The organism is Streptomyces griseomycini, assembly GCF_014203535.1.
Taxonomy (GTDB): Bacteria; Actinomycetota; Actinomycetes; order Streptomycetales; family Streptomycetaceae; genus Streptomyces; species Streptomyces griseomycini.
In genome coordinates, this window is record NZ_JACHJI010000005.1 from 295,097 (window position 1) to 309,254 (window position 14,158).

The following is a 14,158-nucleotide window of genomic DNA, read 5'->3' on the forward strand; positions in this document are numbered from 1 at the left end:
GCGGCCTCCCGGCCGCCCCGCTCCGGCGCCTCCGCCGCGGAGGCCGTCCGCATCCGGAAGCCGGCCGTGCGGGACGAGGAGGCGGTCGCCTCCGGAGCGCCGCGACGTGCCGGCCGGCGGCTGCCTTAAGGTCGTGCGCATGTCGAGGACCACACCGCCGCGCCCGCTCGATGTCGAGGCGCTGTTCCCGGAGCTGTCGGCCCACCGGGGCACCACCACCCGGCTCCACCCGCGCCCGGGCCGCCCGGACGTGGCGGACAGCTCCGTGGGCGGCCCGTTGCTGTGGCCGGCGGACGAACCCTGGCCGGTGTGCACCGAGCCCCACAGCCACGCGCGTGGCCGGCGTCCGGCGGACATCCACCAACAGCGGCGGATCCTGGCTTCCGCGTGGCTCCGCGAACCGGATCCCGGCCCCACGGACGAGGAACGGCGGCTGCTGGAGCGACTGGGCCGCAGACACCGCGTCCCAGAAGCCGCCGCGCGCGGTCCACTGCCACTGATCGGCCTTGCCCAGCTCTACGCGAGAGACATCCCCGACCTGCCGGCCGGGCCGGACGGCAGTGATCTGCTCCAGGTGTTCTGGTGCCCCTTCGACGCACACGGTCCGACCGGCCACGGCCTGCTGCTCGACCTGCGCCGGCGCCGGTCGTGGGAGGTCGCCGAGGTGATGACCGCGCCGCCGCAGCCGCAGGTCGTCGGCTCCGAGGGATACGTGCCCGAACCGTGCGTACTGCACCCGGAGCAAGTGGTCACCTACCCGTTCGCCGGCCTCCTCCCGGAGGCCCTGTGCGCCCGGATCGACGCCTGGGAGGAGGAGCTGGAGGACGAGGCCGAGCAGTCGGCGGACGAAGACGCCGCGATGCCGGTGGGCTACCAGTACGACCTGTCCATCCCGCCGGGCTGGCGCGTCGGCGGTTTCGCCTCCTGGCACGTCACCGACCCGTCCCCCGTGAACTGCCGGACCTGCTCGGCACCGATGCGCCTGCTGCTGACCGTCGACAGCTCGGAATGGGACGGCGGCAGCGGCAGCTGGAAGCCCCTGGAGGAACAGGACCTGCCCCGGCACCGGTCCGCCACGCCGACCGGGGTCACCGTGGGCCGCTGGGGCGAGCTCAACGTCTTCGCCTGCCCGGAAGAGCCCGGTCATCCGCACCGCTGGAGCATCCAGTAGGCCTGCTCGGCCGCGGTGACGGGCCCGGCCCCGACGCGCCGTGGCCCCCCGCCGCGGAGACCAGGGGCAACGTGGGCACCGTCCCGACGCCGCGGTCGGTGCCGGGCGGCTCGACACGAGGTTGCGCCGTGTGCCCGCGCCGACGGAGGATGGCCCGTCGTGATCTCCAAGTTCTCCGCGGTGCTGCCCGACCTCTCGCCCTGGCGTTCCTCCCGTGACTTCCGGCTCCTGTGGGTGCAGGGACTCATCACGTACTTCGGCAGCTTCATGGCACTGGTCGCCCTGCCGCTCCAGATCAAGGAGCTGACCGGGTCACCGCTCGCGGTGGGCGCGATGGGCGCGGTCGAGCTGGTGCCGCTGGTGGTCTTCGGGCTGTACGGCGGGGCGCTCGCGGACGCGGTGGACCGGGGCAGGGTCATCCTGCTCACCGAGGCCGGGCTGGGGCTGCTGGCGGTGGTCCTGCTGGTCAACGCGATGCTGCCGGAACCACTGCTGTGGCCGCTGTACGTGGTGGCGGCCGGTGTGTCTGCGCTGGCCGGGCTCCAGCGGCCCGCGCTGGACTCACTGCTGGCCCGGATCGTGCCGCACGACCAGCTCGCGGCGGCGGCCGCGCTGAACGCGCTGCGCTGGCAGGCCGGGGCGATCGCAGGACCCGCGCTGGCGGGCCTGGTCGTGGCCTACGCCGGCAACGCCCCGGCCTACGCGACGACGGTGGTCTGCTTCACCGTCTCGGTACTGTTGTGCCTGCGCCTCTCGCCCGCGCCGCCCGCCGAGAACGCCGGCAGGCCGTCGCTGCGCGGCATCGCCGAGGGCGCCCGGTACGCCTGGTCGAGACCGGTACTGCTGGGAACCTACGCGGTGGACCTGGCGGCGATGTTCTTCGCCTTCCCGAACACGATCTTCCCCTTCCTCGCCGACGAGCTGGACGCCGACTGGTCGCTGGGGCTCATGTACGCGGCCGGATCGGTCGGCTCGGTACTGGTGAGCCTGACCAGCGGCTGGGTGTCCCGGGTACGGCGGCACGGGCTGCTCGTGGTGTGCGGCGCGGCCGGCTGGGGACTGGCCATCGCGGCGGCCGGCTGGCTGTCCGACGTCTGGCTGGTACTGGTGTGCCTGGGGCTGGCCGGTGCGGGGGACATGCTGAGCGGCCTGGGCCGCTCGACCATCTGGAACCAGACCGTCCCCGACGAGTTGCGCGGCCGGCTGGCCGGCATCGAGGTCCTGTCGTACAGCGTCGGTCCCCAGCTCGGCCAGGTCCGCGCGGGCGCGATGGCCGGCTGGACCGGAACCCGGCCGGCCTTCTGGACCGGCGGCCTCGCCTGTGTGGTCTCGGTGGGTCTGCTGGCCACCGCACTGCCGAAGCTCCTGACCTACGACGCGCGGACCGACGAGGACGCCCGCCGTCGCCGCGCCGCCCGCACGGGCGAGGCCGCCGGACAGGGCGCGGTGGAAGCGGCGTCCGCCGACCCCGAGCCCGCCGTGGGCCGTACGGCACCGGACCGGCTTCCCGGGGCCTGAAGCGTGTGCGGGGAGGCGGCTGCAGAGCGTCTCCCGTGCCGGGACGGGGAGCCGAGGGGCCCGCGGGCGTCCCTCCGCTCCCGCGGGCGAACGACGCCGGGCGGTGGACGACCGCCGGACCACCGTCGAGTGCCACCTCTCCCGCCGCGACCGCGTCGGCGGGACGGGAGCGGCGGCCGATCACCGCGCCCGGAACGCAGTTCCTCGTCGATCCCGTCGCCGGTGAGTCCGACGTCGGCGCACACGGCGGACCGCAGGGCGGGACGGCCCTTGGTGACCGTCCCGCCCTGTCCGTCGGGTCTCCGGCCGGTCACACCGGCCCGACCGGCTTCGCTGCCGCGGTCCGCGAGTTCCTCGGCCCGCGGTGGGCCCCTGCCGAAGGGGCCCTCGTCACCTTTGCGGGCGCCCGGCCTTCTCGAGCCGTCGGCGGGGACGGTCCCCGCCCCGGCTGCGCAGGGGGACGTCCGTCTCGGTGAGGACGCGGTGGACGAACCCGTACGACCGCCCGTGCGCTTCGGCGATGGCCCGTATGGACAGGCCGTTCTCGTACTGCTCCTTCATCTCCCGCGCGAGCTCCTCACGGGCCGCGCCCGTGATCTGTTTGCCCTTGTCCACGGCTCGTCTCCTTCGATGATCGACGTCTGGCCGTGATCGTCGTCTACCCCCGACAAGGGACGAGCCACAGAACGGAAACGTGTTGCCCGGGCTCGACGAGCAACCCCTGCGCACCAGCGGGCGGCCGGAAGTTCACGCCGTCGGCCGCAGGGACGATCGTTCGGCAAAAGCCCCGCGGTGTCTTCCGCCGCGTGGGCGACCGCCCTCCACGGTCACGCATCAGGTGGCTCCGGCCCCGGAAGGCCGACACCCGCCCACCACGGCACGGTCAAGACCGTTGTGAGCAGCAGCACCGGCGACCTCAGCACCGGGACGACCGCCGCCGCCTCAGCGGGCAGCCCCGGTGCGGGTGGACGCGGCGCACCGCGAGGCTGGTGGACCGGGCGGGGCGCCCGGGCTGGTACGAGTCCCGGACCTGCGCCGTCGCTCGCCCCGGATCCGACCGGCGCGTTCGCCTTCGGGCCGAACGGGGCGCTGACGGCGGTGCGTGCCGCGCGGCCGGACGTGGTCGGCGCGGCAAGGCACCGGAATCCGGGCTGGGCGTCGCGCCCGCGCTCCCGTTGGAGTACCGCTCCACCCTCGCGGGACCCCGGACCCACCACATGCGGCGTCGCCGTCCATCGCCTCCCGTCCCGGCCTGCGGCGTCGTTCTCGCTCGCTGGTCGGTCAGCGCTCCAGGTCCCCGCGCATCCCGACGTAGAGCTTCCCCGCATCGGCGAGCGTGCCGTCCTCGAAGGGCGCGACGGCCGCCGTGCCCTCGTCGGCCCGGCCGCAGATGACGTCGCCGTCCCCGCCCGGCGAGGCGAGCAGGCACTCCACCGAGCCGCCGAGCGGTCCCGGCTCCACCGGCCGAGCCTCGGGGTGCCCCGGCTCCGGATCCCACCGGATGCGCTCGAGCACGCCCCGGAACAGGCGCTCACGACGCCCGTTGGTGTCCTCGGGCACATGAGCGACGCCCTCGAACAGCACCGGCGTGCCCTGCCCGAAGCCGACCGGGTGCGCTGGTCGTCGGTGAGGTGCAGGGCCCGGACGACCGCCGAGGCCGTTGTGGCCGCGGGCCCGGGACTCGGTGACAGCCGTGCGGGAGGGGCGGGCGGGCACGGCCCCGGGACGTTCCACCGCTCAGAACACCCACCGCGTATGGGTGTAGACCCCGTGGTCCCGGCCGAAGCCGTACGCCGTGACCGGGGCCACCGCGAACACCACCGCGTCCCCCTTCCGAAACGCGTCCCCGATCCCGTGGAAGGTGCCCCGGGGCGAGGTGATGTGCGGCCCGTACTTCGCCTCGTACGCCGCGATCACCTCCTCCAGCACCGCTGGATCGGCAACCGGCGCGGCCTTGCCCTCGACCACGAGGTCGAGCCCTTCGGTGAGCGAGTTCCCGCCGGTGGTCAGCGCGCAGTGGGCGTCATGAGCGAGGTTCCTCGCCTTCTGCTCCCCCGGCCCGGTGGAGAAGTAGAGCACACCGTCGTGCCAGGCGGTGATCACGGGCGTGACGTGCAGCCGCCCGTCGGGCCGCACCGTGGACACCCAGAAGACCTCCGCGGTCTCCAGCTGCCGTCGGGCCCGGGCCCACTCGACGGCGGTGACGTCCGCGGCACCCGGGCGGGGATCGAGCGCGGAGCTGTAGCGGGCGTCGAGCTCGGCCGTGGGTTGCTTCTCGGGTCCCCGTGTCGGCATGGCGGACCTCCTTCCTCTTCCTCCTCCTGACCGCCGGCAGCCCGAGCCGAAACCATCACCGCACCCGTTCGTGTCCCGCTGCACGCCCGGTCCGGGTCCCTCCGCCGGGCCGTCGGGCGCGTCCTCTCCCGGCTCCGGCGGCTCTGCCGGGGGCTCCTACCCGTCACGGCGGGGGCGCGGGCGGCTCTGGTGGGTGCGGGTGCGGAGGGCGAAGGCGGCGAGCGCGGTGGCGGTCATGGCGATCAGCCAGGCCGTGCTGTGGAGCAGAGGACTCAAGGTGGCGTTCCGGGTGAATCCCGCGGCGAGGCTGGTCTGGAGGGAGCCGTAGCTCGGGAGCAGCTCGACCAGGGCTTTGTCGGCGGTGGTGCTGGCGACGGGATTCTGCGGTGCGAGGTCGATGATGCTGGTCATGATGATCGTGACCAGTCCTTCGACCTCGCCGCGCAGGAAGAGGGCCAGGCACATGCCCATGGCCCCGTAGACCAGACAGACCGCCAGGACCGCGACGCCGAGGAGGAAGGGCTGCAGGGGAGACCAGAACAGCAGCATCCAGGCCGTGGCGTAGGTGCTGACCAGCACCGATGAGACCAGGAGCGTGGTGAGCTTGGCGCCGATGAGGGCGGTCCGGGGGTAGCCGGCTGCCGTGAGGCGACGGTCGAAGGCCCTCGTGCGGCGCGCGGCGCTGAACATCAGGAACCCCACGAGCAGGGACACGGCGTTCAGGGAGCCGCTGATCATCGTGATCTCGTCTCCGCCGGCGCGCAGCCAGGTACCGGTGGCGCGCAGCCGGAAGGGAAACGTCTTCGGCGTGGTGAGGGTTTTCGCCACGGTGATCCACAGCGGGATGAAGGCGATCAGGAGCACGGCGGCCAGCCGGTTCTTCGCCATGGCCAGCAGGGCGTAGCGGCAGGCGACCAGGTAGGCACTCATGCGGTGCCCGCCGCGGGTGAGGGCTCGAGGAGGCCGTCGCGCAGATGGTGCAGGACGTCCAGGCGTTCGGTGTCATGGGCGAGGTGGGAGACGATGACCACGGTGCGGCCGCGGTCCTTCAGCTCTTGGGCGAGGTCCCAGAACCGCAGGTAGGTCTCCCAGTCGAAGCCCTGGTACGGCTCGTCGAGCAGCACGACGTCCGGATCGTGCATCAAGGCCAGGACCAGGTTCAGCTTCTGCAGGGTGCCACCGCTGAGGACTTTCACCGGCGCGTCCAGATAGCCGGCCGCGGAGAGGACGTCGATCAGCTGGAGCGCGCGGCCGGGACCCGGGAGACGGTAGGCGACCTGGAAGAGACGCAGGTGCTGGCGCACGGTCAGTTCCTCGTCCAGGACCGGATGCTGCGGGCAGTACCCCCGTGTGCCCATCAGGTCGACGCGTCCGTCGTCGGGCCGCAGGTCGCCGCTGAGGACGCGCAGCAGGGTGGTCTTCCCGGCGCCGTTCTCCCCGACGATGCCCACCAACTGCCCTGCCCGCGCCTCGAAGCTGATCCCGCGCAGGACCTGCCGGGCACCGAAGCCCTTGCGGACCGCTGTGACGCGCAGCACCACCGTCGGCTGCTGCCTCACGTCCGGGCCCGGACGGCTGAGCCTGCGCACCGCCGGTTCCGCGGGCCCCGGCAGCGGCCGGATCCCCGCTGCCGGGACGGAGCGCCGGTGCCGGCGTGGGGACCGGGTCCCGCGGCCCACTGCGGCAAGGCCCCGCCGAAGCCGACGGGGCGGGCGTGCGCGCCTTTGACGAACGGACACCGCAGGGGCGGCGGGCCCTCGTCCTGGTCGACGGGCAGCGGGCTCGGACTGGCCACGAGGGCTCCTCGAGGGCGGTGGGGTGCACAGGTTCCGACCGGCCAACGACGCACGGGCCCTTCGGGACACGTCGGGAACGCCTCCGGCGTGCGCTTCGGGACCGGGGCGTGAGCCGGCCCGGGGGACAGGATCCGGAGCGGCGGTCCCGTTCACCTCGGGGACCACGCCCGGCCGGCGGAACGGACTGCTCGAGTCGGTGCCGGATCGTTCTCCCCGTTCCGCCCCGGTCGTCGTGGGAGTGTGAAGGGCGGCCGGGTCGACCACGACGCCCGCCAGGAGCGGCCCGGACACCGGCAGGCGGCGTGCAACGCCCTCCCCCTCACGTCGCCCGCCGGGGGACGGCTGCCGGGCGAGGAGCTCCTCGAACGCCGCCTTCTGCCTCGGGTCCGTGAAGCCTCGGCGGGCTCCAGGAGTCCGGCGACCACCGCGCCTCCGCGAGCGACCGCCGTACGCCCTCCGGCGCGACGACGAAAGTGGGTGAGGCCCGGGGCCGCGTTCCGTTCCCCGGTCGGCCGGGCGCCGGTCACCGGCCGGACGCTGCGCCGGCGTAAGAGGGTGTGACGGCAACGCGGCGGTGCCGTGCCGCCGGTGCTGTGCCCCGCGCCCGTACCCGCCCCCGGCCCGGAGGACGAGCGCGACGAGGCGCTCCGCGAGCTTCCGGTCACCGGACGGTCGCAGAGCTCCTCATCGCGCGACGGCCTTGACGTGTGCCAGATCCTCGCCCGTCAGTTCCGCGACGCGGTGTGCCGGGACACCGGCGGCCAGCGCGCGGGTGAGCAGTGCGTCGCGACCGGCCGCGCAGGAACGGTAGGCCAGCAGCTCCTCCTCCACCTGGGCGACGTTCCGCGGCGCGGCATAGTGGCGCACGAGGTTCAGTTCCTCGTCGCCGAGGGGTACGGGCAGCCGCTCGGCGTCCTCCGGTATGGCCGCCGTCTCCTCCGGGGGCAGCAGCCGGAGTTCGGCGGACGTGGCGGTCACGCCCTGCGCGTCCAGCCATGCCCGCACTGCCGGGGTCTCCATGCAGGCCAGTTCCCCGATGGCTGCGGGCGGCACCCCGAGCTCCCCGGCCGGGCCGTTCAGCAGGACTAGGTAGGCGTCGTCGGTCATGATCGGTTCCTCACGGGCGGTGGTCCTGTCCGGATGGCGTCTCCTCTACCCCGATCGCCGACGATGGAACGGTCCGCTCTGCGACGCGGCGCCGGCCGGGGGATCGCGGTCGCGTCACGGGCTTCGTGGAGGGCCGCCCCGGGCGGCGGTCGCGCCCCGTGCCTCCGCCGGTGCTCGCGCACGGTCACCGGGGCGCGTTCGAGGCGGAAGCACCGCCGTCAGGGGACAGGGGTGAGCCGCCTCTCATCCGGAGGCGGCGACTTGTATATGCAACGAGTTGCATAAGAGGATCGGAGCATGGCGCTCGAACACGCGATCCTCGTCTCGCTGCTGGAGAAGCCGGGCTCGGGTTACGAACTCGCTCACCGGTTCGAAAGGTCGATCGGGTACTTCTGGACCGCGACCCACCAGCAGATCTACCGCGTGCTCGGGCGCATGGAGGGCGACGGCCTCCTGGACGTCCGCGAAGTGCCGCAGCAGGGCCGGCCGGACAAGAAGGAGTACTCCGTCGCGGCGCCCGGCCGCGCGGCGCTCTCCGCATGGCTGCACCAGCCCGTCGAACCGGAGAGCATCCGGCACGAGCTCGCCGTGAAGATCCGGGGCGCCGCCTTCGACGACCCGGCGGCACTGATCTCCGAGGTCGAGCGCCACCGCAAGGCGCACAGTGACCGGCTCGCGCGCTACCTCACCGGAGAGCAACGGGACTTCACCGGGCCCGAAGCCCCCCGGCCGCTGGACACCGGCCGGGAGCTCCAGCACGTCGTCCTGCGCGGAGGCATCGCCTTCGAGCGCATGACCGTCGCCTGGCTCGACGACGTCCTCGACACCCTCCACCGGCTCCGCGCCGAACGGCCCGGCGCCACCTGACCCCACGCGCCCGCCCCGGTGCGGGCCGCCCTCCCCTCCGACCCGGATCCCCGGACCCCCGGATCGCAGTGATCCACACCCAGCGACGCACCCCGACCCGATCCCCGGAAGGCGTACCTCATGGCCGACCAGCTGCTGTTCAACCCGCGCACGTACGACCCGGCGCACTTCGACGCCGAGACCCGCAGGCTGCTGCGGGCCACGGTGGACTGGTTCGAGACCCGCGGCAAGCGCAGGCTGATCGAGGACTACCGCTCCCGCGTCTGGCTGGAGGACTTCCTGGCCTTCGCCGCCAAGGAGGGCCTGTTCGCCACCTTCCTCACCCCGGCCGCCGACGGCGACCGGCCGGACCAGCGCTGGGACACCGCCCGCATCGCCGCCCTCAACGAGATCCTCGGGTTCTACGGCCTCGACTACTGGTACGCCTGGCAGGTCACCATCCTCGGCCTCGGCCCGGTCTGGCAGAGCGGCAACGCCGCCGCCCGCACCCGGGCGGCCGAACTCCTCTCCCAGGGCGAGGTGTTCGCGTTCGGCCTCTCCGAGAGGAGCCACGGCGCGGACATCTACTCCACGGACATGCTGCTGGAACCCGACGGCAGCGGCGGCTTCCGGGCGACCGGCTCCAAGTACTACATCGGCAACGGCAACGCCGCCGGGCTCGTCTCCGTGTTCGGCCGCCGGACGGACGTCGAGGGCCCCGACGGCTACGTCTTCTTCGCGGCCGACAGCCGTCACCCGGCGTACCACCTGGTCAAGAACGTCGTCGACTCCTCCAAGTACGTCAGCGAGTTCCGTCTCACGGACTACCCGGTGGCGCCCGACGACGTCCTGCACACCGGCCGCGCCGCCTTCGACGCCGCCCTCAACACCGTGAACGTCGGCAAGTTCAACCTGTGCACCGCCTCGATCGGCATCTGCGAGCACGCCATGTACGAGGCCGTGACCCACGCCCACAACCGCATCCTGTACGGCCGCCCCGTCACGGCCTTCCCGCACGTGCGGCGCGAACTGGTCGACGCCTACGTGCGCCTCGTCGGCATGAAGCTGTTCAGCGACCGCGCCGTCGACTACTTCCGCTCCGCCGGCCCGGACGACCGCCGCTACCTGCTGTTCAACCCGATGACCAAGATGAAGGTCACCACCGAGGGCGAGAAGGTCATCGACCTGATGTGGGACGTCATCGCGGCCAAGGGATTCGAGAAGGACAACTACTTCGCCCAGGCCGCGGTCGAGATCAGGAGCCTGCCGAAGCTCGAGGGCACGGTGCACGTCAACCTCGCGCTGATCCTCAAGTTCATGCGCAACCACCTGCTCGACCCGGTCGACCACCCCGAGGTGCCCACCCGCCTCGACGCGGCCGACGACACCTTCCTCTTCCGGCAGGGCCCGGCCCGGGGGCTCGGCTCCATCCGGTTCCACGACTGGCGCGCCGCCTTCGACGCGTACGCCACGGTGGCCAACGTGGCCCGGTTCCGCGAGCAGGCCGACGCCCTGTGCGACTTCGTCACCACCGCCGCCCCCGACGAGCGGCAGAGCCGCGACCTGGACCTCCTGCTCGCCGTCGGACAGCTGTTCGCCCTTGTGGTGCACGGTCAGCTGATCCTCGAACAGGCCCGGCTCACCGGCCTCGACGAGGACGTGCTCGACGAACTGTTCGCCGTCCTCGTCCGCGACTTCTCGGGCTACGCCGTCGAGCTCCACGGCAAGGACTCCGCCACGGAGCGGCAGCGGGACTGGGCTCTCGGCGCCGTCCGCCGCCCGGTCGTCGACGAGGCCCGCTTCGCCCGCGTGTGGGAGCGCGTCGAGGCACTGTCCGGCGCCTACGAGATGGCGCCGTAGGCGGCGTACACCCGGCCGCCCGCCACGGCCGGGCCTCTGCCCCGCGCGTCCGCGGGGAGGGGCTCGGCCTCGGTCCCACGTGCCGCGGACGGAGGTTCGCCTCCCGTGACCCCGGCCTCGCGAACGAGGCCGGGGTGGCGATGGCGACGGGCAGGGCGACCATGCCCCCGGCGCTCCGGCCGACGGGATGAGCCGGACCACAGGACGCGCGGTGCCGCTGCCGTTCGTCGAGGTCGACCACTGCCACGAGGCGGCTGCCGCGCAGTTCGGCGGCCGGCTCGGCGAAGCCCTGCACGCCGACGGCGCCCGGCCGCACCGCAGCGAGCAAGAATCCGGACGGTCGACTCCCCGCCTCTGCCGCCGATCCCTTGCTCAGGAACTGTTCTTCCGACCGCCCGCCGATCCTCGGGCCGCAGGGGAGGGCGATGGCCCAGTGGGGCGCCGGTCGGATCGCCGACGGAACCCTGGGCCCCGCCACCGGCGTCCACCCCCTCCGCGCAGACGTCGCCCACGGCATCGGCCGCCCCGAAGAACTGCATCCCCTCGTCTCGTGCGCTCACGACCCGGACGAGCAGGAGGAGGGCCGGGGGAGGCCGGCCGACATGGCGAGGGAGGGACTCCCCACTATCGCGTATCTCTCCGAGCCGACCGTGTCGGCGAAGGCCCGGTGACCGCCGGCGGCGCGGCGGACGTGGGCGTCGGGCGGCAGGGGATGCCCCACTGCTTCGTCCAGCGCTGCGTGCCGGGACTCGGCGGCCGGTGTTCACGGCGAACGGGATTCCCTTGGTCGGGGCGACGGCCGCCCCCTCTTCGCACCGCCCCGGGGCGGCGGCGATCGCGTGCGGTGAAGCCGCGTGACGGGAGTGCCGGCAGGGCGAGGACGGACGCGGCGAGCCGGGTGCGACGGCTCAGGGCCGTGTATGCGGGCGGTGGGGTCACCTGGTCCTTCCGCTGTGGTCGACCCGGTGCCTCTGGGAGGCCGGGACGCGCCGTTCGGCGGCGCACGGCGAACGCGCAGGCCGAGCGGTCCTGGCGGAGCCGACGGCCGGGCACGGCGCGGACCCGTGGGGCGGGGCGGCCCCCGGCTCGGGGCACCGGACCGACGGGCACGCCCGGGACCCGATGAGTTCTCGATGCGCAGGAAGTCTGCACGGTCATGACGACGCAGATGCTCAAGACTTCCGGGGCCGACCTCGCCTACGACGTCCACGGCCCGCTGACCGCCGGCGGACGTCCCCCGCTGGTCATGATCGGCCAGCCCATGGACGCCCGTGGTTTCGGCGCGCTGGTGTCGCACTTTCCCGAGCGCACGGTGATCACCTACGACCCGCGCGGCATCGGCCGCAGCACCCGCAGGGACGGCCGGGTCGACCATGCGCCCCAGGTCCACGCCGCCGATGTGCACGCTGTCATCGAGGCGCTCGGTGCGGGCCCGGTCGAGATGTTCGCGAGCAGCGGCGGTGCGGTGACCGCGCTCGCTCTCGTGGCGGCGTACCCCGACGACGTGACCACCCTGGTGGCGCACGAGCCGCCCCTCGTCCCGGTGATTCCCGACGCCCGGGCCGCCGAGCGCGCCCGGGCCGGTGTCCGGGACGCCTACGAGGAGAAGGGTTGGGGCGCCGGCATGGCGGCCTTCATCGCGATGACGTCGTGGCGGGGCGAGTTCACCGACGACTACTTCGCCCGGCCCGCGCCGGATCCCGCTGCCTTCGGGATGCCGACCGAGGACGACGGCTCCCGTGACGATCCGCTGCTCTCCGACCGGTCCTGGGCGGTCAGCAGCTACCGGCCGGACGTCGACGCGCTGGTCGCGGCGCCGACCCGGGTCGTGATCGCAGTGGGCGAGGAGTCCGGGGACCTCTTCACCGGACGCGCATCGGTGGCCGTGGCCGGACTGCTCGGTCAGCGGGCGACGGTGTTCCCGAGCCACCACGGCGGCTTCCTCGACGGCGAGTTCGGGTACGCCGGGCAGCCCGAGGCCTTCGCGCGCAAGCTGCGCGAGGTCCTCGAAGACGCCGGCTGACGATCGTCCTGTTCGTCGTCACGCGGTGCTCGTCCGGCTCCCGACGCCCGGACACCTGGTGAGCCGCCCCGCCCCTGCGCGTCACGCGGGGGCGGGGCGGCCGACGAGCGGGCCGTGCGCTTGACGCGCACCGTCCCGCCATGGGTCACTCTCAACGCCGGGGACGCCGCCGAGACCGGTCGCCGTCTCGGCCGGGGGGCATGGGGCCCCGCCGAACGCGGTGCCACCCGGTCGGATGCCCGTCCCTACGAACGAGGTGGCAGTCCCATGGACATCATCGATCTCGCCGCACTGGGCGAGTCCTTCACCCGCGACCCCTACCCCGTGTACGCCGGATTACGGGCCCGGGGCGCGGTGCACCGCATCCGGATGCCGGAAGGGGGAGCGGAAGCCTGGCTCGTCGTCGGATACGAGGCGGGGCGTGCCGCACTCGCCGACCCCGAACTCTCGAAGGACTGGAGCAAGGCGTCCCCCTCCCTGCCGCTGCGCTCCGTCTCCTCCGGCCCGCACATGCTCAGGGCCGACCCGCCGGACCACACGCGGCTGCGCAAACTGGTCGCCCGGGAGTTCACCGCGCGCCGGGTGGAGGAACTCGCCCCGCGCATCCAGAAGACCACCGACGCGCTGCTGGACCGGATGCTCGCCGCCCCCGACGGACGCGCCGACCTCGTCGAGGCGCTGTCCTTCCCGTTGCCGATGTCCGTGATCTGCGAACTCCTCGGCGTACCGGACCTGGACCGCGCGTCCTTCAGGACCTGGTCGAACGACGCCCTCGGCGCCGTCGACCCCGAAGAGCGCAGAGCCGCGGCGAACTCGATGGCGCAGTACATGGCGGACCTGGTGGAGGGCAAGCGGAAACGGCCCGGCGACGACCTCATGAGCGCGCTGATCCACGACTCCGGCGAGGACGGCGACCGGCTGTCCCGTGAGGAACTCCTGGGCATGGCCTGGCTGCTGCTCGTGGCCGGCCACGAGACCACCGTGAACCTCATCTCCAACGGCGTCCTCGCCCTGCTCACCCACCCGCGGCAACTGGCCGCCCTGCGCGCGGACCTCTCCCTGATCGACGCCGCGGTCGAGGAGATGCTCCGTTACGAGGGCCCCGTGGAGACCCCCACGTTCCGCTTCACCACCGGTCCCGTGACGATCGGCGACACGGTCATCCCGGGGGGCGGTGAGCTCGTCCTGATCGCGATGGCCGACGCCAACCGCGACCCCGCCCGCTTCCCCGCCCCCGACCGCTTCGACATCTCCCGTGACGCCCGCGGTCATGTGGCGTTCGGCCACGGCGTCCACCACTGCCTGGGAGCCCCGCTGGCCCGCCTGGAGGCGCGGATCGCCGTCAGGACGCTGCTGGAACGCTGTCCCGACCTGACCCTGGACATCCACCCGGCGGCGATCACCTGGCGGCCGGGGATGATGATCCGCGGTCCGCGCAGCCTGCCCGTGCGTTTCACCGGGTAGGCCGACGGCGGGCGCGGGCCGACCGCGTCCGCTCACCCGGCTCGGTGCACGTGTGCGGCGCACGCCCCGCCGCACACG

13 protein-coding genes are annotated in these 14,158 nt (G+C 73.4%); 7 read left to right on the forward strand and 6 right to left on the reverse strand.

Features of this window, described 5'->3' with window-relative positions; translation table 11 throughout:
• The first annotated feature begins 139 nt into the window (after nucleotides 1–139).
• Nucleotides 140–1,171: a hypothetical protein gene (locus FHS37_RS15895; protein WP_184821614.1), complete on the forward strand. Its 1,032-nt coding sequence runs from the start codon at nucleotides 140–142 to the stop codon at nucleotides 1,169–1,171.
• 159 nt (nucleotides 1,172–1,330) lie between these two features.
• Complete coding sequence (locus tag FHS37_RS15900; RefSeq protein WP_184821616.1) at nucleotides 1,331–2,689, forward strand: MFS transporter; 1,359 nt, start codon at nucleotides 1,331–1,333, stop codon at nucleotides 2,687–2,689.
• A gap of 390 nt (nucleotides 2,690–3,079) precedes the next feature.
• Here FHS37_RS15900 and FHS37_RS15905 read toward each other — a convergent pair whose 3' ends face one another.
• The 6 genes from FHS37_RS15905 to FHS37_RS15930 all read right to left on the reverse strand — a co-directional run bounded on the left by FHS37_RS15905 (nucleotide 3,080) and on the right by FHS37_RS15930 (nucleotide 7,887).
• The gene (locus FHS37_RS15905) at nucleotides 3,080–3,304 is read right to left on the reverse strand and encodes a helix-turn-helix domain-containing protein (RefSeq protein WP_184821618.1); all 225 of its coding nucleotides are present in this window, start codon (nucleotides 3,302–3,304) and stop codon (nucleotides 3,080–3,082) included.
• 666 nt (nucleotides 3,305–3,970) lie between these two features.
• Nucleotides 3,971–4,273 (reverse strand): hypothetical protein, encoded by a 303-nt coding sequence (locus FHS37_RS15910; protein WP_230534781.1) that lies wholly within the window; start codon nucleotides 4,271–4,273, stop codon nucleotides 3,971–3,973.
• Between the two features lie 153 nt (nucleotides 4,274–4,426).
• A complete protein-coding gene (locus tag FHS37_RS15915) occupies nucleotides 4,427–4,984 on the reverse strand; it encodes a pyridoxamine 5'-phosphate oxidase family protein (RefSeq protein WP_184821620.1) in 558 nt (185 codons plus the stop codon).
• Nucleotides 4,985–5,140: 156 nt separating this feature from the next.
• The gene (locus tag FHS37_RS15920; RefSeq protein ID WP_184821622.1) at nucleotides 5,141–5,914 is read right to left on the reverse strand and encodes a hypothetical protein; all 774 of its coding nucleotides are present in this window, start codon (nucleotides 5,912–5,914) and stop codon (nucleotides 5,141–5,143) included.
• Complete coding sequence (locus FHS37_RS15925; RefSeq protein WP_184822138.1) at nucleotides 5,911–6,525, reverse strand: ABC transporter ATP-binding protein; 615 nt, start codon at nucleotides 6,523–6,525, stop codon at nucleotides 5,911–5,913. The genes FHS37_RS15920 and FHS37_RS15925 overlap by 4 nt, the downstream gene beginning before the upstream one ends.
• A gap of 939 nt (nucleotides 6,526–7,464) precedes the next feature.
• The gene (locus tag FHS37_RS15930) at nucleotides 7,465–7,887 is read right to left on the reverse strand and encodes a DUF6003 family protein (protein WP_184821625.1); all 423 of its coding nucleotides are present in this window, start codon (nucleotides 7,885–7,887) and stop codon (nucleotides 7,465–7,467) included.
• A 297-nt stretch (nucleotides 7,888–8,184) separates the two neighbouring features.
• Here FHS37_RS15930 and FHS37_RS15935 point away from each other — a divergent pair, with 297 nt between their 5' ends.
• From FHS37_RS15935 to FHS37_RS15955, 5 genes are all read left to right on the forward strand, one after another.
• Nucleotides 8,185–8,754 (forward strand): PadR family transcriptional regulator, encoded by a 570-nt coding sequence (locus FHS37_RS15935; protein ID WP_184821627.1) that lies wholly within the window; start codon nucleotides 8,185–8,187, stop codon nucleotides 8,752–8,754.
• Nucleotides 8,755–8,874: 120 nt separating this feature from the next.
• A complete protein-coding gene (locus FHS37_RS15940) occupies nucleotides 8,875–10,593 on the forward strand; it encodes an acyl-CoA dehydrogenase family protein (protein ID WP_184821629.1) in 1,719 nt (572 codons plus the stop codon).
• A gap of 425 nt (nucleotides 10,594–11,018) precedes the next feature.
• A complete protein-coding gene (locus FHS37_RS15945) occupies nucleotides 11,019–11,264 on the forward strand; it encodes a hypothetical protein (protein ID WP_184821631.1) in 246 nt (81 codons plus the stop codon).
• A gap of 485 nt (nucleotides 11,265–11,749) precedes the next feature.
• Nucleotides 11,750–12,616 carry an alpha/beta fold hydrolase gene (locus tag FHS37_RS15950; RefSeq protein ID WP_184821633.1) on the forward strand — a complete coding sequence of 289 codons (867 nt, stop codon included), beginning with the start codon at nucleotides 11,750–11,752 and terminating at the stop codon, nucleotides 12,614–12,616.
• A gap of 267 nt (nucleotides 12,617–12,883) precedes the next feature.
• Complete coding sequence (locus tag FHS37_RS15955; protein WP_184821635.1) at nucleotides 12,884–14,080, forward strand: cytochrome P450 family protein; 1,197 nt, start codon at nucleotides 12,884–12,886, stop codon at nucleotides 14,078–14,080.
• Nucleotides 14,081–14,158: the final 78 nt, after the last annotated feature.